A 26,885-nucleotide genomic window follows, 5' to 3' on the forward strand; every position below is an offset into this window, starting at 1 on the left:
AAAATGAACAAACTAAGTATATTAATGTACTTATAATTGTAAGGAGGAATTAATATGTTTAGTTTTGAGTATATAGAACTAGTGGGATATATAGCGTCTATTTTAATTGCTATATCTCTTACAATGACAGATATGTATAAATTAAGAATAATAAACTCCATAGGATGTTTGATGTTTGTTATATATGGTTTAAATGTTGGTGCTTATCCTGTAGCTTTAGCTAATGCTATCATAATTATTATAAATATTTATAACTTATATAAACTAAGAGGATTAAATAATAAAAGTCAAAATAAATAATTTATTATTAATGTAAGGATGCTAAAACAAATATTAAATCAATACAAAAGCTTGTAAATATAACATTTTTATGATATAGTGATATATAAAATAGTATATTTGCAGAAACTAAGAGTGAGACATCTGTGCTCACTCTTTTATTTTAAATACTATAAATACAACTGAATAGGAGGTAAACAATATGAAAAAGAACATAGCTACTGAAATAGAACAAATAGTGTTACCTATAACACAAGCCAACGATTTAGAGTTAGTAGATGTTGAATACGTCAAAGAAGGTGGAGAATTCTTCCTTAGAGTTTACATCGATAAAGAAGACGGAGTTTCTTTAAATGAATGTGAATTAGTTACAAGAGCGCTAAATCCAATTCTAGATGAAAAAGATCCAATTAAAGATAACTATTATTTAGAAGTATCATCTCCTGGTCTTGATAGACCACTTAAAAAAGATAAGGACTTTGTGAAATACCAAGGTAGAGATGTGGAAATAAAGCTTTATAAATCAATTGACGGTTCTAAACTACATGAAGGAGAGCTTGTTGGTTTGACAGAAGAGAAAAATATTAAAGTTATAATAGATAATAAAGAGGTTGAATTCAATAAAAAAGATGTTGCGCTTATTAGATTAGCTATTAAGTTTTAGTGGTAACATTAATATAGGGAGGATAAACAAATGAATCACGAATTCATGGAAGCGCTAGATGAATTAGAAAAGGATAGAGGTATCGATAAAGATATACTTATAGATACTATAGAACAAGCATTACTTACTGCATACAAAAAGAACTTTGGTTCAGCACAAAATGTTAGAATAGATTTTAACCCAGAAAAGGGAGAAGTAAGAGTTTACTCACAAAGAAGAGTTGTTGATGAGTCAGACTTATATGATAATTTTTTAGAAATAGAACTAGATGAAGCTAGACAAATAAATCCAAAGTATGAACTTGGAGATATATTAGAAAATGAAGTAACTCCAAAAGACTTTGGTAGAATAGCAGCACAAACAGCTAAACAAGTAGTTGTTCAAAGAATAAGAGAAGCTGAAAGAGAAATAATATACAATGAGTTTATAGAAAAAGAAGGAGAATTAGTAACTGGAGAGGTTGCTAGAGTATCTGATAATAAAAAGATTGTTTATGTGAGACTTGGGAAAATAGAAGGATCTATGCCTGAAACTGAACAAATTCCAGGAGAGCATTTTAAAGCTGGAGACAAAATAAAGGTATATATATTAGAGGTGAAGAAAACTAATAAGGGACCTCAAATAGTAGTTTCAAGAAGCCATCCAAATCTTGTTAAGAGATTATTTGAATCAGAAGTGCCAGAAATATTCCAAGGTATAGTTCAAATAAAATCTGTATCTAGAGAAGCAGGATCAAGAACTAAAATGGCTGTTCATTCAATAGATGAGAAAATAGATCCAATTGGAGCTTGTGTAGGACCAAAAGGAACTAGAGTTAAATATGTAGTTGATGAATTAGGTGGAGAAAAAATAGATATAATAAACTACAGCGAAAATCCAGCTGAGTTTGTATGCGCATCACTTAGTCCATCAAAAGTAGTTAAAGTAGAAGTTAACGAAGAAGAAAAATCAGCATTAGTTGTAGTGCCAGATTATCAATTATCTTTAGCTATAGGTAAAGCAGGACAAAATGCTAGACTTGCAGCAAAACTTACGAATTGGAAGATAGACATTAAAAGTGAATCTCAATTAAATGACGAAGAATAAGGAGGGATTGCTTTGACAAAAATAAAAAAAGTGCCTCAAAGAAAATGTATTGCTTGTCAAGATAGAGATAACAAAAAAGAACTTATTAGAATAGTAAAAAATAAAGAAGGCGAAATTTTTATAGACTTAGCTGGAAAAGCAAATGGAAGAGGGGCATACATATGCAAGGATTCTGAATGTTTAAAAAAAGCTATAAAAAGCAAAGCTTTAAATAGAGCTTTTAAAATGGAAGTGCCAAATGAGGTATACGAAAAATTATTAGCGGAGTTAGAATCATATGAAAAATAATATGGATAAAATACACTCATTACTTGGCATTGCAATGAGAGCAGGTAAATTAGTATCTGGAGAAGATGCAACTATGTTAGATTTAAAAAAAGGAAAGTTAAATTTAGTAATAGTTGCAGGTGATGCATCGAATAATACGAAAAAATTATTCAACGATAAAACATCTTTTAGAAAAGTAAATTGTATAGAGATGTCTACAAAAAGTGATTTAGGAATGTCTATTGGTAAAGATTCTAGAGCAGTTATAGGAATTAAAGATATAGGATTCGCAAATAAAATCATACAGTTAATGGATTAACAAATAATAATAGGGGGTGATCTTGTGAATAAAACAAGAGTTTACCAAATAGCAGAAGAAGTAGGGATGTCAAATAAGGACATTTTAGCAAAAATAAAAGAATTAGGAATTGAAGTAGAAAACGAAAAATCTGAATTAGAAGAAGATGAAGTAGAATTACTTATGGATCTTTTAAAAGAATCTGATGAGAATGTAATAAAAGTTGATGGAACTTTAACAGTTCAACAATTGGCTGAAGCATTAGAAAAACCAGCTACAGAAGTTATAATGAAGCTTATGAAAATGGGAACTATGGCTTCTTTAAATCAAGAAGTTAACTTTGAAATAGCCTCTCATTTAGCAAGTGAATATGGATTCACATTAGTTGCAGGTTCAAATGATGAAGAAATAGAAGAAGAAATAGAAGAATTAATGCAAATAGAAGAAGATAAAGAAGAAGATTTAAAACCAAGACCACCAGTTGTAACAGTTATGGGACATGTTGACCATGGTAAAACATCTTTACTAGATGCTATAAGAAGTACACATGTTACTACTAGTGAAGCAGGAGGAATTACTCAGCATATAGGTGCATCTGAAGTATCAATAAATGGGCAAAAGATAGTATTTTTAGATACTCCAGGACATGAGGCTTTCACAGCAATGAGAGCTAGAGGTGCGCAAGTTACAGATATAGCAATATTAGTAGTTGCAGCAGATGATGGTATAATGCCTCAAACAATAGAAGCAATAAACCACGCTAAAGCAGCAGGTGTTCCACTAATCATAGCTATAAATAAAATAGATAAACCAGCAGCTAATCAAGATAGAGTTAAGCAAGAATTATCTGAACAAGGATTACTTGTTGAAGACTGGGGTGGAGATGTTATAGCAGTTCCAGTTTCAGCTAGACAAAGAACAGGAATAGATACATTATTAGAAATGATACTTTTAGTTTCTGAAATGGAAGAATTAAAAGCTAATCCAAATAAGAGAGCAGTTGGTACAGTTGTAGAAGCTGAACTTGACAAAGGTAGAGGACCAGTGGCTACAGTACTTGTACAAGGTGGTACTCTAAACGTTGGAGATCCAATAGTTTGTGGTGTTGCTTCAGGTAAAGTAAGAGCAATGATAAACTCAAAAGGAAAAAGAGTTAAAACTGCTGGACCATCAACAGCTGTTGAAATATTAGGACTTTCAGAAGTTCCACAAGGTGGAGATCAGTTTGTAGCTGTACCTTCAGATAAAATAGCTAGAAATGTTGCAGAAAAAAGACAACACATAGCTAGAGAAGAAATGTTAAAATCTAACCAAAGAATGTCACTTGACCAATTCTTCGAGCAAATGAACGAAGGTCAAGTTAAAGAGCTTAATATAGTTATAAAAGCAGATGTTCAAGGTTCTGTTCAAGCAGTAAAACAATCACTTGAAAAATTATCTAACGACGAAGTTGCAGTTAGAGTGATACATGGTGGTGTTGGAGCTATAAATGAATCAGATGTTATGCTTGCAGCTGCATCAAATGCAATAATAATAGGATTTAATGTTAGACCAGTACCAAGTGCAGAATCTCTTGCAGAAAAAGAAAGTGTAGATGTAAGAAGTTACACTATAATATATAAAGCTATAGAGGATATACAAGCTGCCATGAGTGGTATGTTAGATCCAGAATATAGAGATGAAGACACAGGTAAAGCAGAAATAAGAGAAGTTTACAAAATATCTGGTGTTGGTACAGTTTCAGGATGCTACGTAACAAATGGTAAAATATTCAGAAACGGTAAAGTGAGAATAGTAAGAGATGGTATAATTATCCACGAAGGTGAAATACAAGCTCTTAAGAGATTTAAAGATGATGTAAAAGAAGTAAATAATGGTTACGAGTGTGGTATGAGTTTCGTAAACTACAACGATATAAAAGTTGGAGATATAGTAGAAGCTTATGTAACAAAAGAAATAGAAAGAAAATTATAAATAACTACAGGTAAAGAGGGTTGATATTATGGCATCATATAATAGAACACGTAGAATAGGCGAAGAAATCAGAAAAATAGTAAGTACTATGCTTATTAATGGAATAAAAGACCCTAGAATAAACTCTATGGTAAGTGTTACAGATGTGGAAGTTACTAGCGATTTAAGCTATGCCTATATATACGTAAGTATTTTAGGTGGAGATGAAGAATCTACTTTACAAGGTTTAAGAGCTGCAGAAAGCTACATCAGAAGAGAAATAGGTAGAAGTATAAAAATAAGACATATCCCACAAATCATATTCAAAGTAGATGATTCTTTGGTTAAAGGTATGTACATGGACAGCCTTATAAAAAAAGTATCACAAAAAGAACAAGATAAGCCTCAAACACAAGTTGAGGAAAATGAAAATGAATAGTCTAGATAATATTATAAAGTATATACATGGAAGTAACGATTTTGTCGTTACTTCTCATGTTAATCCAGATGGAGACAATATAGGTTCAACTCTTTCAATTTATTATTTCTTAAAAAAAATTAATAAAAATGTTTATTATGTTATGAATGATGATATGCCTTTAAATATGCAGTTCCTTATTGAAGGTGTAAATATAATAAACTCTAGTGAATTTAAAGAGTTGAAAGTAGACAACTATACTTTGATTACTTTAGATTGTGGAGATAAAAACAGAGTTTGTGTAGATGACGACATTAAATATAATTGTATAAACTTAATAAATGTAGATCATCATGCAAGCAATGATTTTTATGGTGATTTAAATTATGTAATTGCTGAAGCCTCTTCAACTTGTGAATTAGTATATAATTTACTTGTAAGAAATGAAGAAATAAACAAATTTAAATCTATAGATGAAAATATAGCTACAGCTCTTTATACAGGTCTTATGACGGATACTGGAAAACTTACGTATTCAAATACTCATGCAAGTAGTTTTGATATGGCAAAGCAATTATTAATCAATGGAGCCCAAACACAAAAAGTAGTTCAACATGTTTTTGGTAGCAATCCTTTTAACTTTTATAAATTACTGGGAGAGTCACTAAACACACTTGAAATTATTAATGAAAAAGTGGCTATAATGATGGTTACACTAGATATGCTTAAAAGATACAGTATTGATTTTAAGGATATCGATGGTATTGTACCATATGCTAGAGATATAGAAAATGTTGAAATAGGAATTTTGATTAAAGAAAAAAGTGATAATGAAATTAAAGTTAGCTTAAGATCCAAATCCTATGCAGATGTAAGTCGCTTAGCTAAGGTATTTGGTGGAGGCGGACATATAAGAGCTGCTGGATGCACCATAAATGATAGCATAGAAAATGCAAAAGAAAAAATATTAGAAGAAGCATTAAAAGAAATTTAAGGATGATTTTTAATGAATAAAATAGTAAATATATTAAAACCTACGGGAATGACATCTCATGATGTTGTAAGTAGAGTGAGAAGGATTTTAAGCATGAAAAAAGTTGGTCATACAGGAACGCTAGATCCTGATGCCGCGGGAGTTCTTCCTATATGTTTAAATAAGGCGACAAAAGTAAGTGAGCTTATTTTAAATAAAGAAAAATCATACATATGTGAATTAACCTTAGGTGCTGCCACAGACACTTATGATTCTTCTGGAGTAATAACATTTGAAGGTAATACTTCAAATATTACAAATGAGGATATATATAAAGCTTTTGAAACACAAAAAGGAGAAATTAATCAATATCCTCCTGTTTATTCAGCTTTGAAAGTTAATGGACAAAAAATGTGTGATTTAGCTAGAAAAGGAAAAGCTGACACTATTGAAATTAAGCCTAGAAAAGTTAACATAGAACAAATAAAAATTTTAAATATAATTGAAAATAAAGTATTATTTTTAGTTAAATGTTCAAAAGGGACTTATGTGAGAAGTATATGTCATGATATTGGACAGTACTTAAAATGTGGAGGACATATGTCCTTTTTACTTAGAACATCTTCTGGAAAATTTAACTTAGAAAATGCAATAACTCTAGAAGAATTAGAAAAATATTATGATGATAACATCTTAGAAAATTACTTATATGATATTGATTATGTTCTAGATAATTTTAAAAAAGTTGAATTAAAAGATACTGCTCTTAAATACTATAGAAATGGTGGAATAATAGATTCTAAAAGATTTACAAATGATAATTTATCACAAAATGATGAATATGTCAGAGTATATTGTAATGATGAATTTATAGGAACTGGAAAATTATTAAAAAATAATAACACTATTAGTCTAAAGAGTGATAAAATTTTTATAGAATAATTTTTATATCAGTGGGGAAAAGACATGATTATTATAAATTCTTTAAATGAAGTAAAAAGTTTTGATAAAAGTGTTGTTACTATAGGTAAATTTGATGGAATTCATAAAGGGCATGAGGTTCTTATAGAAAAAACTGTTAATTATTCAAAACAAGAACAGCTAACAAGTGTAGTTTTTACATTTAAAAACAGCCCTATTAGTTATTTTTCTAATATTATAACTAGAGAAATAATAACAGAAGTAGAAAAAATGAATAAGCTTAAGTTATTAGGTGTAGATGTAGTTATAGATATACCATTTAATAAGGATATGGCAGAAATATCAGCAGAAGATTTTGTAAAACAAATATTAGTTGACAAATTAGGAGCCAAAAAACTAATTATAGGACATGATTTTGCTTTTGCAAGAAAAAGAGAAGGTACTCCGCCAATATTAAAAATATTAGGTAAAAAATATGGATTTGATGTGGAGGTAATTGAACCTGTAGTTATTAACAACATAAGAGTAAGTAGCACTCATGTAAAAGACTTAATATATGCAGGAAGAGTAGATGAAATAAAGAACTATTTAGGGAGAAACTATGCAATTGAAGGTACAGTAATTCATGCAAAGCAACTAGGTAGAACTTTAGGATTTCCAACGGCAAACCTTAGACTACAAGAAAATCTTATTATACCTAAAAGAGGTATATATGCTACAAAAGTACATATAGGCAATGAAGTATATGTTGGAGCTACAAATATCGGTTATAATCCTACAGTAAATGGAGAAAAAATGTCAGTAGAAACAAATATATTACAATTTGACAAAGATATTTATGGCAAAACTATAAAACTTGAGTTTTTGGAAAGAATAAGAGATGAGAAGAAGTTTAAAGATTTAAACGAACTAAAATTACAATTAAAGATGGATACTAATTATATATATAAAAAGTATATTTGCAAAAGTAGCTAAGTTATGATAAAATAATCAAAGTAACCATTACTCGGCATATGAATACTCCAATCAATGCTTAGTAAATGGCGATTATATCAAATTATTTGGAGGTACATCAAATGAATAAAACAGAAATAATAAAAGAATTCGGAAGAAAAGAAGGAGATACTGGTTCTCCAGAAGTTCAAATAGCTTTATTAACAGCTAGAATAAACGAATTAAATGAGCACTTAAAAGTTCACAAAAAAGACCACCATTCAAGAAGAGGATTATTAAAAATGGTTGGTAGAAGAAGAAACTTATTAGGTTACTTAAAAGAAAAAGACTTAGAAGGTTACAGAGCATTAATAGCTAAATTAGGATTAAGAAAATAATCTTATTACTTTATTGAAAAAGCAGGTATACTTATGGTATCTGCTTTTTTTGTATTGATAAAAAAACGAAGAATTAATTTCTATAAGGGGGCAGTAGCCATGAAGATTAAAATACTGTGTGACAGCATGTGCGACATTCCTGAAGAAATAAAACAAAAAGATTTTTTAGATATGATTCCGCTTACTATCAGCATAAATGGGAAAGAATATAAAGACGGAATAGATTTTACTAAACAAGAATTTTATAAGGTTTTAGACAGTAGTGAAATTTTACCTAAAACATCTCAGGTTACATACATTCAATTCAAAGAGGCTTTTGAAAAATATGTAAATGAAGGGTATGATGTGATTTGTTTAACAGGATCATCAAAGACTTCAGGTACATATCAAAGTGCAATGATGGCCAAAAACGATGTTGCTGGTAATATATATGTTTTTGATACATTATTTTTATCTTTAGGAAGTGGACAATATGTAATAAAAGCCTGTGAATTAGTGGAAAATAGCGATTTACCTGCTAATGAAATATTTAATAAATTAGAAGACATTAGAGAAAGCGTAAATTTATTTTTCGTACCCTTTACACTAGATTATTTGAAAGAAAGTGGAAGATTACCAAGTGTGGTATCTTTTGTAGGAAATATGTTAAATATAAAACCTATATGCACCATGGAAGAGGGGAAAAATAAAATAGTAACAAAAGTTAGAGGAGCCAAACAAGTGGCTTCCAAACTAGTAGATATGATTTTAGAAGTTAATGACAATAACTTAGAATCTAAAGTTCTTACAATAGGATATGGCTCTAATGAGTCGGATTTTGAAAAACTTAAAGAAGAAGTTGCTAAAAGAATAAAAGCAAAGGAAGTATTTATTACTAGAGGTGGATCTTGTATATGTGCACATACAGGGCCTGAAATTTTAGCGATAAGTTCTTCCAATTAATAAATAAGAGGATATACTACAACACTAATTCTTTACATTGTATAATTATATTGTTAATTAGTAGTAATTTTGTTAATATAGTACATAGAAGAAATAGTGGTTTTAGTATAAGAGGAGGTACAAGCATTAATGTTTGAACATAAAATTTTTACAATGGATTTAGCAGGAAGAGAACTTTCTGTTGAAATAGGCAAAATATCACAACTTGCTAGTGGTAGTGCGATACTTAGATACGGTGAGACAATGGTTATGGTAAACTGCTCAAAATCAGCTCAACCAAGAGATGGCGTAGACTTTTTCCCACTAAGTGTTGATTATGAAGAAAAATTATACTCAGTTGGTAAGATACCAGGTGGTTTCTTAAAAAGAGAAGGAAAGCCATCAGAAAAAGCTATACTTACATCAAGACTTATAGATAGACCTATAAGACCTTTATTCCCAAAAACTTTTAGAAATGACGTACAAGTTGTTGCTACAGTTTTATCAGTGGACCAAGATTGTACTCCTGATATAGTTTCTATGATAGGTTCATCAGTGGCTTTATCAATATCAGAAATACCTTTTAATGGGCCAACAGGTTCTGTATGTATAGGTTTAGTTGATGGAGCGCTTGTAGTGAATCCTACAGCTGAAGAGAGAGAAAAAAGTGTACTACACTTAGTAGTATCAGGAACTAAAGAAGCGGTAATGATGGTTGAAGCTGGAGCTGATGAAGTACCAGAATCATTAATGCTTGAAGCAATATTAAAAGCACATGAAGAAATCAAAAAAATAGCTGAATTTATAGAACAAATTCAAGCTGAAGTTGGAAAAGAAAAATTAGAGTTTGTTGAAAATAAACCAAATGCAGAAATAGAGGCTAAAGTTAGAGAAATAGCTACTGAAGGAATGAAGGAAGCTGTTAGCGTTGTTGAAAAACTTGAAAGACAAGAAGCTATGGATGCTGTAAAAGAACAAACTATAAATAGTTTTGATGAAGAAACTTTAGAAGAGTTTGGAAATGATATAATAGCTACACTAGATTCTATAATAAAAGAAGAAGTTAGAAAAGCTATCGTTCATGAAGGTAGAAGACCAGATGCTAGAAAAACTGATGAAATAAGACCAATATGGTGTGATCATGGATTTATACCAAGAGCTCATGGTTCAGGATTATTTACAAGAGGACAAACTCAAGTAATGACAATTACAACTCTTGGAGCATTAGGTGATGTTCAAATACTTGACGGACTTGATGAAGAAGAGAACAAGAGATATATGCATCACTACAACTTCCCTGCATACTCTGTTGGAGAAGCTAGACCATCAAGAGGTCCAGGAAGAAGAGAAATAGGTCATGGAGCTTTAGCTGAAAGAGCTTTACTTCCAGTAATACCTTCAAAAGAAGAATTCCCTTATGCTATAAGACTTGTGTCTGAAGTATTAAGTTCAAATGGTTCTACATCTCAAGGTTCTGTTTGTGGTTCTACATTATCTTTATTAGATGCGGGTGTACCTTTAAAAGATATGGTTGCAGGTATTGCAATGGGACTTATAGAACATGATGGAAAAATGGCTATACTATCAGATATACAAGGTATGGAAGACCATTTAGGTGATATGGACTTCAAAGTTGCAGGTACTGAAAAAGGTATAACTGCTATACAAATGGATATAAAAATAGCTGGTATAGATGAAGAAGTATTAACAAGAGCATTAGCTCAAGCTAGAGTTGGTAGACTTCATATATTAAATGAAATGAGAAAATGCATAGATAAGCCAAATGAAGAATTATCTAAATATGCACCAAAAATAGTTACTATGAGAATTAAGCCAGATAAGATAAGAGATGTTATCGGTGCTGGTGGTAAAGTAATAACTAAGATAATAGACGAAACTGGTGTTAAAATAGATATAGAACAAGATGGTGAAGTATTCATAGCTGGTATAGATATAGATATGATTAGACTTGCTCAGCAAAAAATATCTGACATAGTTGCAGAAGTTGAGTTAAACGAAATCTACAAAGGTAAAGTAACAAGAGTAGTTAACTTCGGAGCTTTCATTGAATTACTTCCAGGAAAAGAAGGATTACTTCGTATAGGCAATATAGCTCATGAAAGAATAGAAAAAGTTGAAGATGTATTAAACGTTGGAGATGAAGTAGAAGTTAAGGTTACTGAAATAGATGACAAAGGTAGAGTAAATGTATCTAGAAAAGTATTATTACCTAGACCAGAGAGAAAAAATAAATAACAATTCATTTATAAAATAAGGGAACGAGACATAGTCTCGTTTTTTTTATTATAAAAATTTGGATCATAGGTGGATTAAAGATACTAAATTTTAAATCACGTATTTAACTTAAGTATTAGTAAAGACATATGGTTAGGTACATGAACGAAGTGAATTTTTAGATAACAAGTCCTATTCCTAAGAATAAATTATAAGTTGTAATAATAAACTTAAAATAAGAAATAATTTGTACATATTAGGAGGAAACCAATATGATAATGATGGTGCTAAACAAAGGCAAACTAAAAAAATTAATAATTTTTATTCTAATCATTCTGCTTATAATATGTGGAATTGCTTTTACACTTAAGAAAAACCAAACAACTCCAAGTATTAATATTCTAGATTTGGCAAAAGCCCCTTATACTCAGGGGACTAAAAAAAATAGTGGCTATGTTGCATTAACTTGCAACGTAGACCTGGGGTGGGAGGATGAGTATGTAATATCTATTTTGGAAGCTTTAAAAAAGGAGAAGGTACATATAACTTTCAATGTTACAGGAAAGTGGGCTGAAAATAAAAAGGACTTGCTTTTGCGAATTAAAAATGAAGGCCATGAGATAGGTAATCATGGATATAAACACTTAGACTATGCTAACCTTTCATATGATGAAAATTATAATCAAATAAGCACTTCTAAGAAAATAATTGATGATGCTATTGGAGAGGAAACTAAATTTTTTCAAGCTCCAGCAGGTTCCTTTGGGTCAAATACAGTTAAAGCAGCACAACGTTTAAACTACATATGTTTCAAATGGGATGTGGATACTATTGATTGGCAAGATAGAGATAATCCTGAAAAAATTATTGAAAGAGTAAAAAATAAAAACATAGTAGATGGAAGTATTGTATTAATGCATCCAACAGATGCAACAACAAAATGTATTGATGATATTATTCAAATTATAAGAGAAAAAAATTTAAAACCAGGAAGGCTTAGTGATGTGTTTGTTGTTGATTAAATTAAGTTCCTAAACTATAATTAATACTATAAATTTTTTTAACTTGTAAAAATTAAAGTATATAATGACGTAGTAAAGAATTTGGAGGACGATATGTATAAATGTCAAACCCTAAAAAATGGTCTTACCATTGTGGGAGAGGAAATACCTTACTTAAAATCCGTATCTCTTGGGATTTGGATAAATACAGGATCTAGGATAGAAACACCTAAGGAAAGTGGTGTGTCACACTTTATTGAGCACATGTTGTTTAAAGGAACTGAAAGTAGAAGTGCAAAAGATATAGCAAGAGACGTAGATAATATTGGTGGACAAATAAATGCTTTTACAAATAAAGAATGTACATGTTATTACGTTCATCTTTTAGATGAGCATATAAACATAGGTATAGATGTCTTAAGCGATATGATATTAAATTCAACCTTTAATAATAATGATATAGACAGAGAAAGAGCCGTAATATTAGAAGAACTTAAAATGTATGAAGATTCTTTAGATGATTTGTCTTATGATTTATTAGTAGAAAATATATATGCTGATGATGGACTAGGTATGAATATACTTGGAAATAGGAAGACGATTAAAAGTTTAAAAAGAAAAGATATTTTAAATCATTATAGTAAATATTATGTTCCTAATAATGCAGTCATATCAGTTTGTGGCAATTTTAATTTTGAGGAAGTAGTAAAGTTCATTGAAGAAAAATTTGGAAAATGGGAAGAAAAGGAAGTAAACATAGAAGTAAAAGAAGCTAAGTTTCACTCTTGTTTTATAACTAAAAATAAAGATAGTGAGCAAGTTAATATAGCAATTAGCTTAAAAGCTATACCAGAAGAAAACGAAAAGGAAGCTTATGCGTTAGCAGTTGTAAACAATATATTTGGTGGAAGTACTAGCTCTAGACTCTTCCAAAATATAAGAGAAGATAAAGGATTGGTCTATTCCATATACTCCTCTCAGACTTTATATAAAAAATGTGGGGAGTTGGGTGTATTTGCTAGTACCAGTGAAGAATACTTAAAAGAAGTCTATGACTTAATAATAAAAGAAATAAAGAATATAAAAGAAAACTATATTACTGAAGAAGAACTTAAAGAAAGTAAGGAACAGTTAAAAGGTAATTATATATTAAGCTTGGAAAGTATTAGTTCAAAAATGCTATCTCATGGAGAGTCTATGCTGCTTAATAATAAGATTAAAAACGAAGATGAAATTATTGAACATATAAATAGCGTAAATATGGAACAAGTTGAAGCAATTATTAATAAAGTATTTAATATAGAGAATTTAGGAGTGTGTATAGTAGGAAAAAACGTAGAAGGTGTTCAGATATAATTGTAAAAAGCGCTGCTTGAGTAAGGTGACCTAAATTAGTGGGAAAGGCATATTGTTGGAAATATGAACTGAAAACCTACACAGTGACTTAAGAAAATTAAAATTTTTATTTATCGGGGTGAAAATATGAATTTATCTGAATTAGCTGGAAAAGAAATAGTAAACTTAGTTAGTGGAGAAAGACTTGGAGTAATTGGAGAGTGCGATATTATAATAGATGAAACTACAGGGAAAATATTGGCGCTTTCCATACCAAGAGAAAGAGGATTTTTTGGTATAAAAAAGGATAGAGGAGATTTAGAAATTCCGTGGAGGAATGTAAAGAAAATTGGCAATGATATGATAATCATTGAATATGATGGAATATTTTAGGAGGCATTTATGGGGATTCTAGTACAAAAATTTGGTGGTACATCAGTAGCATCAGTTGAAAAAATGAATGAAGTGTGCAATATAATAGAACAATATAAGAAAAAGGGCAACGACTTAGTGATAGTAGTTTCAGCCATGGGAAGAAAGGGAGAACCCTATGCGACTGATACACTAATAAATTTATGTACTAATGTTAACAAAAAATCTAAAAAACGAGAACTTGACTTAATAATGTCTTGCGGAGAAATAATATCAGGAACAATACTATCATCTATGTTAGAAGCTAGGGGAATACCATCAGTATTTCTAACAGGAATGCAAGCTGGAATAATAACAACTAAGGTTTATTCAAATTCAAAAATAAAAGAAATAAACCCAACAAGAATTCATAGAGAGTTAGATGAAGGTAAAGTGGTTGTTATAGCCGGATTCCAAGGCGGTACAGAAGACGGAGAGGTTACTACCTTAGGAAGAGGAGGAAGTGATACATCTGCAGTTGCCATAGGAAAAGCATTAGGAAGTGAAACTGTACAAATTTACACAGATGTAGATGGGATAATGACTGCTGATCCAAGAATAGAGCCATCAGCAAAAATACTTGATTATTGTGATTACGAAGAAGTATTCCAAATGGCAGAAAAAGGTGCAAAAGTTATTCATCCTAGAGCGGTAGAACTTGCTAAAAATGGAGATATTGTTTTAGAAATAAAAAATACTTTAAACCCTACATGTAAAGGAACTAGAATTGGTTTAACTCGTGGTGTAACAAGTAATTATGAAGATTTCCAATCTAGATTTATGACATCAGTAGCTCATAAAGATAACATAGCTCAGATTAAAGTGAAATCATCTGAAGAGTTGTTCTCAAAAATATTGAATGAAATGGAAGAAAAACATATAAATTTAGATATGATAAACTTCTTTACAGAAGAAAAAGCCTTTGCATTGGAACAAAATTATATTTTTGCTGTAGAGGAAATTTTACAAAAATACGATGTAAAATATGATATTAGAAAACATTGTGCTAAGGTAACTTTAATCGGTTCAAAAGTTACTGAAACTCCTGGTGTTATAGCAAAAGTAGTTAGAGCCTTATCAAAGGCAGGTATTACTCTTTTACAATCATCAGATTCATATACATGTCTTACTTGTTTAGTAAAAGAGGAAGATATGATAGAAACTGTTCATGCTATTCATAACGAATTTGCAGATTAATAGTATATAAAAAAGCAAGATATATTTTATCTTGCTTTTTTTGTGTCAAAACCTGATCTAAGAAACTTTAGAATTATTTCATAATCATTGGGAAAGATAAAATTAAATATATTATATGAGGTGAAATAAATGACAAAAAAAGAAAATAATATGAATGAATACATAAATGGTAATAATTATAATAACTATGATTTGAATCAGCTGGGACTTGAAGATAAAAAAGAAGATGAGGGGAAAAATAAACCTGATAATAATGAAAGTAATAATGTTGATAATAGTAACAATGAAGGTGAAGACGAAGACAGTGATAAAGTTCAAGATATAAAGCAAATGGGTGTTCCTAATATGCCCTCTAATGCACAAAAAGAAATTCAATGTATAACTATAATAGGAGAAATTGAGGGACATTTTGTAGGTAATCCACAAAAAAAATCTACAAAATATGAACATATAATACCTTTATTATATTCAGTAGAAGAAAGTAATGAAATTAAAGGTATTTTAGTTATTTTAAATACAGTAGGTGGAGATGTAGAAGCTGGCCTTGCCATGGCGGAATTAATTAACAGCATATCTAAGAAAGTCGTAACCCTTGTACTTGGAGGAAGTCATTCCATAGGAGTTCCTCTTGCAACAGCAGGCGATTATTCTTATATTGCACCAACTGCAACGATGATAGTACACCCAATAAGAACAAATGGATTAGTGATAGGTGTTAATGAAACTTTTGAATATTTCAAGAAAATGCAAGAAAGAATAGTAGAATTTATAACAAGAACTTCTAATATAGAAAGAGAAGAGTTAAATAAGCTTATGCACGCAAAAGATGAGCTTGTAAGTGATGTAGGTAGTGTTTTGATAGGCAAAGAAGCTGTGGAATGTGGCCTTATAGATGAAGTTGGAGGATTAAAAGAAGCGTTAGTTAAATTAAGAGAATTAATAAGAGAAGATAACAAAAATGAAGGAAATAAATAAGATTTGTTTAAAATAAGTAATATGTGATATAATGATTTAATAATTAAAAGTGTTAATGTATACCATTAACACTTTTAAGTTTTTAAGAATTTATAATTGATTTAGTTTGTGGATAAATTATAAATTTTAATTGATAAGGTATAAGAAATAAGAGGTGAGATTGGTGGCTAAGAAAAAAAGTAAAGGCGCTAAGAATAAAAAGCATAACAAAGATAGAATAATAGTATCTGGAGAATATTATAATCTAGTGACTGTATTTATAGGAATATTTTTATTATATAGCTTAAACTCAAATTCCATGGGCCTTTTAGGACAATTCATACAAGACACTTTTAAAGGATTGTTTGGAGCTCTTTCAGTAATTATTCCGTTGCTTATAATAATTATAGGTATTCTTGGATTTTTTGAAAGAAATGAATATGTCTATAGAATGAAAAAAAGCAAAACAGTCTATATTTTTATAGTCTTTTTATTCATTTTTTATGGATTATTTAATGCAAGAAAAATTCCAGTAGATAATCCTCTAAAGGCTAATATGTATAGAGATGTTATGCAGATGGGAATTGATGGAAGTGGTTGCGGTCTAATCACATCAACAATAGCATACTTTATTAAAGCAGTATTTGGCTTAACAGGTGGATGGTTAATTAGTATATTTGTTTTATTTATTACAGTAATGTACACATTTAATATATCTCTTAAAGATCTAATGGAAGGCATTACTAATAAGTCTAGTAAAATAAAAAATGGAAATGTAAATGTAAAAGATAAGGTATCTAACTTAAAAGAATCTGCAATTAATTTAGTAACTGAAGAAGTTGATGAAACTACTCAAATTGGTAAAAATAAAAAAGGTTTTTTAAAGAATATTTTTAATAAAAATGATAAAAATGAGGAATTAGAAAATACTTTAGTTGAGCCTAGTTATGATGATGAAGACAAAACGATAAAAATAGTAGGATTTAACAAAAGTGATGATGACTATCTAGAAATTTTAGAAGGTACAAGTAGTATGCCAGAGTTAGATGTGCTTAAGGACCTTCAAAATACAAATCCTAATGTTAAAATGAGCGATACAATGAGTAATACAAAAACTAAGGCGAATACTAATATTGAAAAAACTGCTCCAATAAATTTAGGAGATACAAATGATTTGCACATTAACAGTCAATCAAATTATGAAAACTATACAAAACCAAGTTTAGATTTAATAACTAAAATTGGACACAAAGGTAATGAAAATGATAAAAGAAAGGCATTAGAAAATGCATCTTTGTTAATCAAAACATTATCTAATTTTGGTGTTGACACAAAAATGGGTCAAGTAACTCTAGGACCTACTATAACAAGATACGAAGTACAACCTAACCCAGGTGTTAAAGTAAGTAGAATTGTAAACTTATCAGATGATATAGCTCTTTCTTTAGCTGCAAAAAGTATAAGGATAGAAGCCCCAATTCCAGGCAAAAGTGCCATAGGAATAGAAGTTCCAAATGACGAACCACAGGTTGTAGGACTTAGAGATGTTATTGGAAGTAAGGAATTTAAAGAAGATTCATCTTCTCTTGCTATAGGGCTTGGAAAAGATATAAGTGGTAATCCAGTTATTGCAGATATTGGTAAAATGCCACATTTACTTGTAGCAGGGGCTACAGGTTCAGGTAAGTCAGTTTGTATAAATACAATAATAAATTCTGTATTATACAAAGCGACACCTGACGAAGTAAAGTTATTACTTATAGATCCAAAAGTAGTTGAGCTTGCTCATTATAATGGCATACCTCATTTACTATCACCAGTTGTTACTGACCCTAAAAAGGCAGCAAATGCATTAAACTGGGCAGTAGTAGAAATGAATAAAAGATACAAGTTGTTTGCTGATTTAGGAGTAAAAGATATTACTAGTTATAATGAAAAAAGTGAAACAAAACTTCCAAAAGTAGTAATAATAATAGATGAGTTAGCAGACTTGATGATGGCATGTGCTAATGAAGTTGAAGACTATATATGTAGATTGGCTCAAATGGCTAGGGCGGCTGGAATGCATTTGATTATAGCAACACAAAGACCTTCTGTTGATGTAATAACAGGAGTTATAAAAGCAAATGTTCCATCTAGAATTGCCTTTGCAGTTTCATCACAAACAGATTCAAGAACTATATTAGATATGGGTGGAGCAGAAAAATTACTTGGAAAAGGTGATATGCTATTCTATCCCCTAGGAGCTGCAAAACCAGTAAGGTTGCAAGGGGCTTATATATCAGAAGATGACTCTGAAAAAGTAATAAACTTTGTAAAAGGTCAAGTAAAAGAAGAAGTTAAATATGAAGAAGAAATAATACAAACTATTTCAAAAACTGCTAACATCAAAAATAACGATGTAGATGAATTTTTAGAAGACGCTATTGCCTTTGTTGTACAAAGTGGGCAAGGATCATCTTCTATGTTACAAAGAAAGTATAAAATAGGATTTAACAGAGCAGCTAGACTGATAGATTCAATGGAAGAAAGAGGAATAGTTGGGCCTAGTGAAGGAAGTAAACCTAGAAAAGTACTAATAACAATGGAAGAATTAGCAAAATTAGAAGGTGAATAAAATTTGAAAACAATTAAAATAGAAGATGCTTTAAAATTAGAAAAAACAATTTTTATAGATGTTAGAACCGAAAAAGAATACTTAGATGATCATATATTAAATGCTTATAATATGCCATTATTTGATAATGATGAGTATTGTGAGGTGGGTACAATATACAAACAAGAGGGGAAACATGAAGCTATAGACAAAGGGTTTGAATTTGTTTCTCCTAAGTTAAAAGATATGTACAAACTAGCAAAAGAATTGTCAAGTGAATATGAACATATAGTGATATATTGTGCAAGAGGTGGAATGAGAAGTGGCTCTGTAGCCAATTTACTTAGTTCTATTGGTATAGATTTATATAAATTAGAAGGAGGCTATAAATCTTATAGAAATTATGTGCAAAATTATTTAAGCAACATAATGAATAAAAAGCAGTTTATAGTTCTTCATGGATTAACTGGAGTTGGGAAAACAGAATTATTAGTAGAATTAGAAAGAAATAATATAGATATAGTGGATTTGGAATATATGGCTAGAAATACTGGTTCTGTATTTGGATTTATTACTTATGATGAAAAACCACCAACTCAAAAGACTTTCGAGACTAGGATATTTGAATCTTTATTTTTCTCAAAAAGTGATTATTTATTCGTAGAAAGTGAAAGTAAAAGAGTAGGTCATGTACTTATTCCAAATGATATATATGAAGGAATAACAAGAGATGGATATCACATACTTATAGAATGTGACACAAAAGACAGAGTAAAAAGACTTTGTAAAGATTATATATATAATAGAAATGAAGATAATATACAGGCCTTAAGACAATGTATAAATACATTTAGAAAAAGACTTGGAAATAAAACTGTAGATGAATACTTAGAATTATTAGACAATGAAAAATATGAAGAATTAGTAGAACAGTTCTTAGTATACTACTATGACCCTCTTTATATGCATTCAGTAAATCAATACAAGTATAATGACGTAATTAAATTCGAAGACATAAATGATACAATAGAAAAATTAATAAGTTTTCATAAGGCAGCAAAGGAAGGAGTTAAACAATGTTAAAAATAGCACTAGAATCGTTAGGTTGTTCGAAAAACCTAGTAGATGCAGAAATAATGATGGGTATATTAAATAAAAAAGGTTACAAACTTACAGGGGATTTTGATGAGGCAGATGTGATTTTAGTAAACACATGTGGTTTTATAGAATCAGCAAAACAAGAATCTATAGAAACTATAATAGAATTTGCAAATCTTAAAGAAACTGGAAATTTAAAATTACTTATTGTTACAGGATGTTTAGCTCAAAGATATTCAGACGAATTAAAGGAAGAAATTCCTGAAATAGATGCAATAGTAGGCACGGGAAGTTACCAAAATATTGACGAAATTTTAGCAAATTTACAAAAAGAAAAACAAGTAATTAGCTTAAATGATATAGAAGTTGTATACAATGAAGATTTACCAAGGTATGTCTCAACACCAGAATATATGGCTTATATAAAAATAAGTGAAGGATGTGACAAACATTGTACTTACTGTATAATACCTAAATTAAGAGGTAAGCAAAAGAGTAGAAAAATAGAAGATATAGTAGCTGAAGCTAAAAGCTTAGCAAAGAGTGGAGTGAAAGAACTTGTAGTTATAGCACAAGACTCTACAATGTATGGATCAGATATATACGCAAAGGCAAAACTTCCTCAGTTATTAGAAGAGTTAGCTAAAATAGAAGGTTTAAAGTGGATAAGAATAATGTATTCATACCCAGAGTCAATAACAGCGGAATTAGTAGATGTTATAAAAAGAAATGATAATATTTGTTCTTACTTTGATATGCCGATACAACATGCAAGCAATAAAATATTAAAATTAATGAATAGACAAACTACTAAAGAAGAATTATTAGATAAGATAAATATGATTAGAACTGCAATACCTGATGCGACGCTTAGAACAACACTAATAACAGGATTCCCTGGAGAAGATGAGAAAGATTTTGAAGAACTTGTGGAATTTGTTAAAAAAGTAAAGTTTGACAAGTTAGGTGTATTCCCTTATTCAAGGGAAGAAGGAACAGCAGCAGACAATCTTCCTAATCATTTAGACCAAGAAGTAAAAGAGGAAAGAAGAGATGTTATAATGATGATTCAACAAAACATCTCAGAAGAAATAAACCAAAGCAAAATAGGTAAAACATATGAAGTTTTAATAGAAGAACAAATTGAGGACAATGTATACATTGGGAGAACTCAACTAAATGCAGAGGAAATTGATAGTATAGTATATGTAAAATCACACACTAGCCTAGAGCCAGGAGATTTTGTAAATGTTAAAATAAACACTGCCCTAGAGTATGATTTAATGGGGGAGATACAAGATGAATTTACCAAATAAATTAACATTACTTAGAGTTTTGTTAATACCTGTATTTGTAATTATAATGATGTTAGACGTTACAAATCATTATTTAATGGCCTGTTTAATATTTATTATTGCATCAATAACAGATGCTCTAGATGGTCATATTGCAAGGAAAAATAATTTAGTTACTGACTTTGGAAAATTTATGGATCCTTTAGCAGACAAACTATTAGTAATAACAGCCCTTATATGTATGATAGAATCAAATTTAGTTGCAGGTTGGATGGTTATTATTATAGTTGCAAGAGAGCTTACAGTGAGTATCCTAAGAGCTATAGCTGCAGCTGATGGAAAAGTTATAGCAGCCAGTGGTGGAGGGAAAATAAAAACCATAAGTCAAATGTTGGCAATAATAATATTACTTCTTGGAGCCAATATAGATAATAGTATGTTATTACAAGTGGGAACCATATTTATGTTGATTGCAACAATGTTAACTTTATATTCTGGTGCCGACTATTTATATAAAAATAAAGAATTATTTATGAATAGTAAATAAAGTATAAATCCTTTCTGAATTGAATTCAGGAAGGATTTTTTTGAAAAAATAAAAAATATTCGTATAAAAGTTCACATATAAGTTTATAAATATAAATGTATGTCTTTAAATTTATAAACTTATAATATATGTTAAAGATAAAGCTGGAATTCAATTGACGAAGAAAGTTTTATAAGATATAATAAAAGTAGTACATAGAACAAATGTTTGCGAAGAGAAAGGATGAAATAATATGAGTATAGAAAAAGAAAAATTACAAGCGCTTAATCAGGCTTTAGGTAAAATAGAAAAAGACTTTGGTAAAGGATCTGTTATGAGACTTGGAGAAGCTACTTCATTGAACATAGACGTAATATCTACAGGATCTATAGGGTTAGATATTGCAGTAGGTATTGGTGGACTTCCTAAGGGAAGAATTGTTGAGATATATGGACCAGAATCTTCAGGTAAAACAACAGTTGCTCTACATACAGTAGCTGAAGCACAAAAAAATGGAGGCATAGCTGCATTTATAGATGCAGAACATGCCTTAGATCCAGTATATGCTAAAGCCTTAGGTGTGGATATAGATAATTTAATAATTTCACAACCAGATACAGGGGAACAAGCTCTTGAAATAACAGAAGCTTTAATAAGATCTGGAGCTATAGATATAATAGTAGTTGACTCAGTAGCTGCTCTAGTTCCAAAAGCGGAAATAGAAGGGGAAATGGGAGATTCTCATGTTGGTCTTCAAGCAAGACTTATGTCTCAGGCTTTAAGAAAGTTAACTGGTTCAATAAAAAAATCAAACTGTGTAGCTGTATTTATAAATCAGTTAAGAGAAAAAGTAGGTATAATGTTTGGTAATCCTGAAACTACAACAGGTGGACGTGCTCTTAAATTCTACTCATCAGTAAGACTTGATGTAAGAAGAATAGACAGTATAAAACAAGGAGATAAAGTACTTGGAAATAGAACAAGAGTAAAAGTAGTTAAAAACAAAGTTGCACCTCCATTTAAACAAGCTGAATTTGATATAATGTATGGAGAGGGTATATCTAAAATAGGTGACTTATTAGATATAGCAGCAGATGTTGACATAGTTAAAAAATCAGGCTCATGGTATGCTTACAACGATATAAAACTTGGACAAGGTAGAGAAAATGTTAAAAAATTCTTAGCTGATAATATGGACTTAACTGATGAAATAAATGCTAAAGTTAGAAAACATTATAACCTTGATAAAACAGTTGCGGAAGAAGATAGTGAAAGTGAATAATAAATATGAATACACCCCTCCTATAAACTTGACATGAATTAGAAAAAATTATAAAATTAAATGAGGATAAAATATTTTAAATTATGATGATTTTATTTAAAGTATTCCAAGATTATAGATAAAGAAACTTTATTAAATTTAAAACTTGGGCCTTATAGTGAAAAAGGGCATAATTTAAATGATGCTAAAGAATAATATTGATATTTTGGGATTATTACAAAAGGAGGTGGATGTCATAGCAATAATAGCAAGCATACTTGGTTTAGCTATTGGTATTATAGTTGGATATTTTGTTAGAAAAAATATATCTGAAACTAAAATTGGTGAAGCTAAAGACTTAGCCAAAGATATAATAGATAAAGCAAATAAAGACTCAGAAACAATAAAAAAAGAAAAATTATTAGAAGCAAAAGAAGAGATTCACAAATGGAGAACTGATGCAGAAAAAGAACAAAGAGAAAGACGTAATGAAGTTCAAAAGTATGAAAGAAGAGTTTTTCAAAAAGAAGAATCTATTGAAAAAAAGCAACAAAATCTAGAGGTCAAAGAATCTAGTTTAAATGAAAAGTTAAAAGCGGTACAAAGAAAAGAAGAAGAAGTAGAGGCAATAAAAGTTAAGCAACTTGAAAAGCTTGAAGATATATCTGGTGTTACTTGTGAAAAGGCTAAAGATATAATTCTTGCAAATGCTGAGAGAGAAGTAAGACATGAGATGTCTATAATGATTAAGGACATTGAAACGCAAGCCAAAGAAGAAGCTGAAAAGAAATCTAGGGAAATAATAGGCTATGCTATACAAAAATGTGCAGCAGATCATGTTGCTGAAACAACAGTTACTGTTGTTAATTTACCTAATGATGAAATGAAGGGGAGAATAATAGGTAGAGAGGGAAGAAATATAAGAACTCTAGAAACTTTAACAGGTATAGATCTTATAATTGATGACACTCCAGAAGCTGTAATTTTATCAGGTTTCGATCCTATTAGAAGAGAAGTAGCAAGAATAGCATTAGAAAAACTAATATCAGATGGAAGAATACATCCAGCTAGAATAGAAGAAATGGTAGAAAAGGCAAGAAAAGAAGTTGACAATATCATCAAAGAGTTTGGAGAACAAGCTACTTTTGAAACTGGTGTACATGGATTACATCCTGAACTAGTTAAATTACTTGGTAGATTGAATTATAGAACAAGTTATGGACAAAATGTATTAAAACATTCAATAGAAGTTGCTCATATAGCAGGAATTATGGCAGCAGAAATTGGAGCAGATATAAAACTAGCAAAGAGAGCTGGTTTACTTCATGATATAGGTAAAGCAGTAGACCACGAAATGGAAGGAACTCATGTTGAAATAGGTATGGATTTACTTAGAAGATATAAAGAATCTAAAGAAATTATACATGCAATGAGTACTCACCATGGAGATTATGAGCCACAAATAGTTGAGGCTGTGTTAGTTACAGCAGCAGATGCCATATCTGCAGCAAGACCAGGTGCAAGAAGAGAAACTTTAGAAGCATATATTAAGAGATTAGAAAAACTTGAAGAAATAGCTAACTCTTATGAAGGTGTAGAAAAATCTTATGCAATTCAAGCTGGTAGAGAGATTAGAATAATGGTTAAACCTGATAGTGTAAATGATGAAGGACTTCATTTATTAGCTAGAAAGATGACTAAAGAAATTGAGGACGAGCTTGAATATCCAGGTCAAATAAAAGTAAGTATAATAAGAGAAACAAGAGCAATAGAATATGCTAAATAATAAAAGGGAGAGTATTAACTCTCCTTTTTTTATTAAAATATATGCAAAGTATTGTTTGGTTTGTATAGTAAGTAATATAACTATTCAGATGATTATGTAAAATGAATTTTACTATAATAAAATGTATATATTTGATAATATAGTAAAATATATGTTTAAATGATATAATTACTATAAAGGGGGAATGCAAATTGAGACAAAATATTAATATTAACTCACAATTAGATGCATTAAAAGTAAAAGAAGTTGAAAAAATTTTTTACGAAAAGAACTATGACAATACAAATGTAGTGCCAAAAGTTACTCCTTTTAGAGGAATTAACACAGATTTATTATATATAAAAAATAATAAAATACTTTTTATAAAATTTATGGATACAAGTGAAGATTTATTTTCTATATTAGATGAAGAATTAATTGAAGTAATGAATGAAGAATATGAGTTGTTAAAATTGAAAATGGCTCAATTTTACAATAATATTAGTTTCAATTATGTATTTGTCATGCCTTATGTGGATATAGAAGAGACATATGGCTTAGAAGATTTTGTAAGCAACAATATAATAGATAAGAATAAATTAAAAAGTATAATGAATAATGAAGAAGAGCTAGACAATTATTTGAAAGAAAAAAATAATGAAATAGAGTTAAATTTATATATTTTGGATATATGTCCAGAATATTATGAATTAAACGGTGCTTATCATATTAATAAAGAGTTTAAAAAAATAACTTTTTCTCAAGATGAGTACAATTATAGTGCTACTATGATTACGGATGAACAATTAGAAAAAGCACTTTCTATTAATTACGGTAAAACATTAATAGAAGGTCCTACGGGTAGTGGAAAAACAACTATTATGATGAGTAGAGCAATAAAGTTAGCACGTATATATCCACATCATAATTTTATAATATTTACTCATACGAAGCAACTTTGTAATCAACTTAGAGAAAGTATTAAGTTATTATATAAAGATAATAATAACTTAGAGGTACATACAATTTCTTCTTTTGTATTTAAACTATCTAAAAAGTACAACTTAATACTAGACTATGGCTTATTAAAAAAAGACTATGAGAAAACTTTTAATAATTTGATAAAACAAGCTAAAAATGTTATAAAAAATAAAAAAATGTTTAAAGGTATATTTATAGATGAAAGTGAAAGTTTTGATAAAAGAGATATTGAGTTTATTCAAGAATTTTTATATGAAACTAAATATATATTTAATATGTATTACTGTGAATCTTTAAATATATACAATAGTGTAAATATCTTTAAAAGTCCTTTGCAAAATACTAATTTTGATGAAAAAATACAGCTAAGAAAAAATTACAGACAGAAAAAGGCAGTTATTGATTTTTCTAATGAATTTTGTACAAGTGCTAATGATTATATAAAAGATTTGAGAAGTAATGTAAAGCGAGACATATATATACCTAGTGATATTCTTCTGGAAGGTGGAATTTCAACTCAAATTGTTAAAGTAGAAGATTTAGAAGAACAAATTAACTCCATATTATGGGAAATTGAATATCTTGTAAATAACAAGGGAGTAAACTACAGTGATATAGCCATTGTATTTCCATATAATAAAAAGAAATTGAAAAATGGAAAGACAATATATTTTCAATATCTACTTAGAAAGGCATTAGATGATGTAAGTATTCCATATATCGTGGGAGATGATAATTTAACTAAATATGGAAAAAGAACTGGTATAACAATATCAAATTTATACTTTATAAAAAGCTTAGAATATAAAGCAGTTGTATTTTGTGAGTTAGAAATGTTGTATAATCAAACTATAAATGAAGAAGATCAAGACTATCAAGTAAATGACTTTATAGGTGATCTTAATAAAATGTATATGGTTATGAATAGAGCTAGTGAATATTTAACATTTATAACTACTTTTAACGAAAAATCAAGTGAATTAATTAATATACTAGTTAATTCTGCAAATAAGTAATGACTCAAAGAAGCACTTATGTGCTTCTTAATTATTTATCGAAACAAACTACAATTTAAAAAATAATAATATATAAAATTGAAATTTGAATAAAATAATAATG

General features: G+C 29.6%; 25 protein-coding genes. All 25 read left to right on the top strand.

What is annotated here, in order from left to right; all coding sequences use genetic code 11:
• Nucleotides 1–54: 54 nt before the first annotated feature.
• The 25 genes from JW646_RS15145 to JW646_RS15265 all read left to right on the top strand — a co-directional run bounded on the left by JW646_RS15145 (nt 55) and on the right by JW646_RS15265 (nt 26,782).
• Entirely contained in the window at nt 55–300 is a 246-nt protein-coding gene (locus JW646_RS15145) for a YgjV family protein (RefSeq protein WP_074915563.1), read from the top strand.
• 181 nt (nt 301–481) lie between these two features.
• Nucleotides 482–943, top strand: coding sequence for a ribosome maturation factor RimP (locus tag JW646_RS15150; RefSeq protein ID WP_074915565.1), 462 nt, complete (start codon nt 482–484; stop codon nt 941–943).
• Nucleotides 944–973: 30 nt separating this feature from the next.
• The gene (gene nusA, locus JW646_RS15155; protein WP_228108922.1) at nt 974–2,029 is read left to right on the top strand and encodes a transcription termination factor NusA; all 1,056 of its coding nucleotides are present in this window, start codon (nt 974–976) and stop codon (nt 2,027–2,029) included.
• A gap of 12 nt (nt 2,030–2,041) precedes the next feature.
• The gene (rnpM, locus tag JW646_RS15160; protein ID WP_074915569.1) at nt 2,042–2,317 is read left to right on the top strand and encodes an RNase P modulator RnpM; all 276 of its coding nucleotides are present in this window, start codon (nt 2,042–2,044) and stop codon (nt 2,315–2,317) included.
• Nucleotides 2,307–2,615: a L7Ae/L30e/S12e/Gadd45 family ribosomal protein gene (locus JW646_RS15165; protein ID WP_074915571.1), complete on the top strand. Its 309-nt coding sequence runs from the start codon at nt 2,307–2,309 to the stop codon at nt 2,613–2,615. The genes rnpM and JW646_RS15165 overlap by 11 nt, the downstream gene beginning before the upstream one ends.
• Before the next feature lie 24 nt (nt 2,616–2,639).
• Entirely contained in the window at nt 2,640–4,568 is a 1,929-nt protein-coding gene (infB, locus tag JW646_RS15170) for a translation initiation factor IF-2 (protein ID WP_074915573.1), read from the top strand.
• A 28-nt stretch (nt 4,569–4,596) separates the two neighbouring features.
• Entirely contained in the window at nt 4,597–4,986 is a 390-nt protein-coding gene (rbfA, locus tag JW646_RS15175; protein ID WP_148556350.1) for a 30S ribosome-binding factor RbfA, read from the top strand.
• Complete coding sequence (locus JW646_RS15180; RefSeq protein ID WP_228415571.1) at nt 4,979–5,959, top strand: DHH family phosphoesterase; 981 nt, start codon at nt 4,979–4,981, stop codon at nt 5,957–5,959. Before rbfA ends, JW646_RS15180 begins: the two co-directional genes overlap by 8 nt.
• 12 nt (nt 5,960–5,971) lie before the next feature.
• Complete coding sequence (gene truB, locus JW646_RS15185) at nt 5,972–6,880, top strand: tRNA pseudouridine(55) synthase TruB (protein WP_228415572.1); 909 nt, start codon at nt 5,972–5,974, stop codon at nt 6,878–6,880.
• Nucleotides 6,881–6,904: 24 nt separating this feature from the next.
• Nucleotides 6,905–7,834 carry a bifunctional riboflavin kinase/FAD synthetase gene (locus tag JW646_RS15190; protein WP_148556353.1) on the top strand — a complete coding sequence of 310 codons (930 nt, stop codon included), beginning with the start codon at nt 6,905–6,907 and terminating at the stop codon, nt 7,832–7,834.
• A gap of 101 nt (nt 7,835–7,935) precedes the next feature.
• Nucleotides 7,936–8,190 carry a 30S ribosomal protein S15 gene (gene rpsO / locus JW646_RS15195; protein WP_018589639.1) on the top strand — a complete coding sequence of 85 codons (255 nt, stop codon included), beginning with the start codon at nt 7,936–7,938 and terminating at the stop codon, nt 8,188–8,190.
• 99 nt (nt 8,191–8,289) lie between these two features.
• Nucleotides 8,290–9,132 carry a DegV family protein gene (locus JW646_RS15200; protein ID WP_074915582.1) on the top strand — a complete coding sequence of 281 codons (843 nt, stop codon included), beginning with the start codon at nt 8,290–8,292 and terminating at the stop codon, nt 9,130–9,132.
• A gap of 129 nt (nt 9,133–9,261) precedes the next feature.
• Nucleotides 9,262–11,367 (top strand): polyribonucleotide nucleotidyltransferase, encoded by a 2,106-nt coding sequence (gene pnp / locus JW646_RS15205; protein WP_228415573.1) that lies wholly within the window; start codon nt 9,262–9,264, stop codon nt 11,365–11,367.
• A 251-nt stretch (nt 11,368–11,618) separates the two neighbouring features.
• The gene (locus JW646_RS15210) at nt 11,619–12,368 is read left to right on the top strand and encodes a polysaccharide deacetylase family protein (protein WP_074915587.1); all 750 of its coding nucleotides are present in this window, start codon (nt 11,619–11,621) and stop codon (nt 12,366–12,368) included.
• A gap of 93 nt (nt 12,369–12,461) precedes the next feature.
• On the top strand, nt 12,462–13,703 hold the full coding sequence (locus JW646_RS15215) for a M16 family metallopeptidase (RefSeq protein WP_228415574.1): 1,242 nt from the start codon (nt 12,462–12,464) through the stop codon (nt 13,701–13,703).
• Between the two features lie 126 nt (nt 13,704–13,829).
• Nucleotides 13,830–14,075, top strand: a complete 246-nt coding sequence (locus tag JW646_RS15220) for a YlmC/YmxH family sporulation protein (RefSeq protein WP_074915591.1) — start codon at nt 13,830–13,832, stop codon at nt 14,073–14,075.
• A 9-nt stretch (nt 14,076–14,084) separates the two neighbouring features.
• Complete coding sequence (dapG, locus tag JW646_RS15225; RefSeq protein WP_074915593.1) at nt 14,085–15,290, top strand: aspartate kinase; 1,206 nt, start codon at nt 14,085–14,087, stop codon at nt 15,288–15,290.
• Between the two features lie 129 nt (nt 15,291–15,419).
• A complete protein-coding gene (locus JW646_RS15230) occupies nt 15,420–16,265 on the top strand; it encodes a ClpP family protease (RefSeq protein WP_175487614.1) in 846 nt (281 codons plus the stop codon).
• 163 nt (nt 16,266–16,428) lie between these two features.
• A complete protein-coding gene (locus JW646_RS15235) occupies nt 16,429–18,861 on the top strand; it encodes an FtsK/SpoIIIE family DNA translocase (RefSeq protein ID WP_148556355.1) in 2,433 nt (810 codons plus the stop codon).
• Nucleotides 18,862–18,864: 3 nt separating this feature from the next.
• Entirely contained in the window at nt 18,865–19,923 is a 1,059-nt protein-coding gene (mnmH, locus tag JW646_RS15240) for a tRNA 2-selenouridine(34) synthase MnmH (RefSeq protein WP_074915597.1), read from the top strand.
• Nucleotides 19,917–21,254, top strand: a complete 1,338-nt coding sequence (gene rimO / locus JW646_RS15245; RefSeq protein ID WP_074915599.1) for a 30S ribosomal protein S12 methylthiotransferase RimO — start codon at nt 19,917–19,919, stop codon at nt 21,252–21,254. Before mnmH ends, rimO begins: the two co-directional genes overlap by 7 nt.
• Complete coding sequence (pgsA, locus tag JW646_RS15250; RefSeq protein WP_074915601.1) at nt 21,238–21,780, top strand: CDP-diacylglycerol--glycerol-3-phosphate 3-phosphatidyltransferase; 543 nt, start codon at nt 21,238–21,240, stop codon at nt 21,778–21,780. The genes rimO and pgsA overlap by 17 nt, the downstream gene beginning before the upstream one ends.
• A gap of 232 nt (nt 21,781–22,012) precedes the next feature.
• A complete protein-coding gene (recA, locus tag JW646_RS15255) occupies nt 22,013–23,041 on the top strand; it encodes a recombinase RecA (RefSeq protein ID WP_074915604.1) in 1,029 nt (342 codons plus the stop codon).
• Nucleotides 23,042–23,219: 178 nt separating this feature from the next.
• Nucleotides 23,220–24,806 (top strand): ribonuclease Y, encoded by a 1,587-nt coding sequence (gene rny / locus JW646_RS15260; protein ID WP_209006033.1) that lies wholly within the window; start codon nt 23,220–23,222, stop codon nt 24,804–24,806.
• 191 nt (nt 24,807–24,997) lie between these two features.
• A complete protein-coding gene (locus JW646_RS15265) occupies nt 24,998–26,782 on the top strand; it encodes a DEAD/DEAH box helicase family protein (protein ID WP_148556358.1) in 1,785 nt (594 codons plus the stop codon).
• Nucleotides 26,783–26,885: the final 103 nt, after the last annotated feature.

This window comes from Terrisporobacter hibernicus (assembly GCF_020809405.1).
Taxonomy (GTDB): domain Bacteria; phylum Bacillota; class Clostridia; order Peptostreptococcales; family Peptostreptococcaceae; genus Terrisporobacter; species Terrisporobacter petrolearius.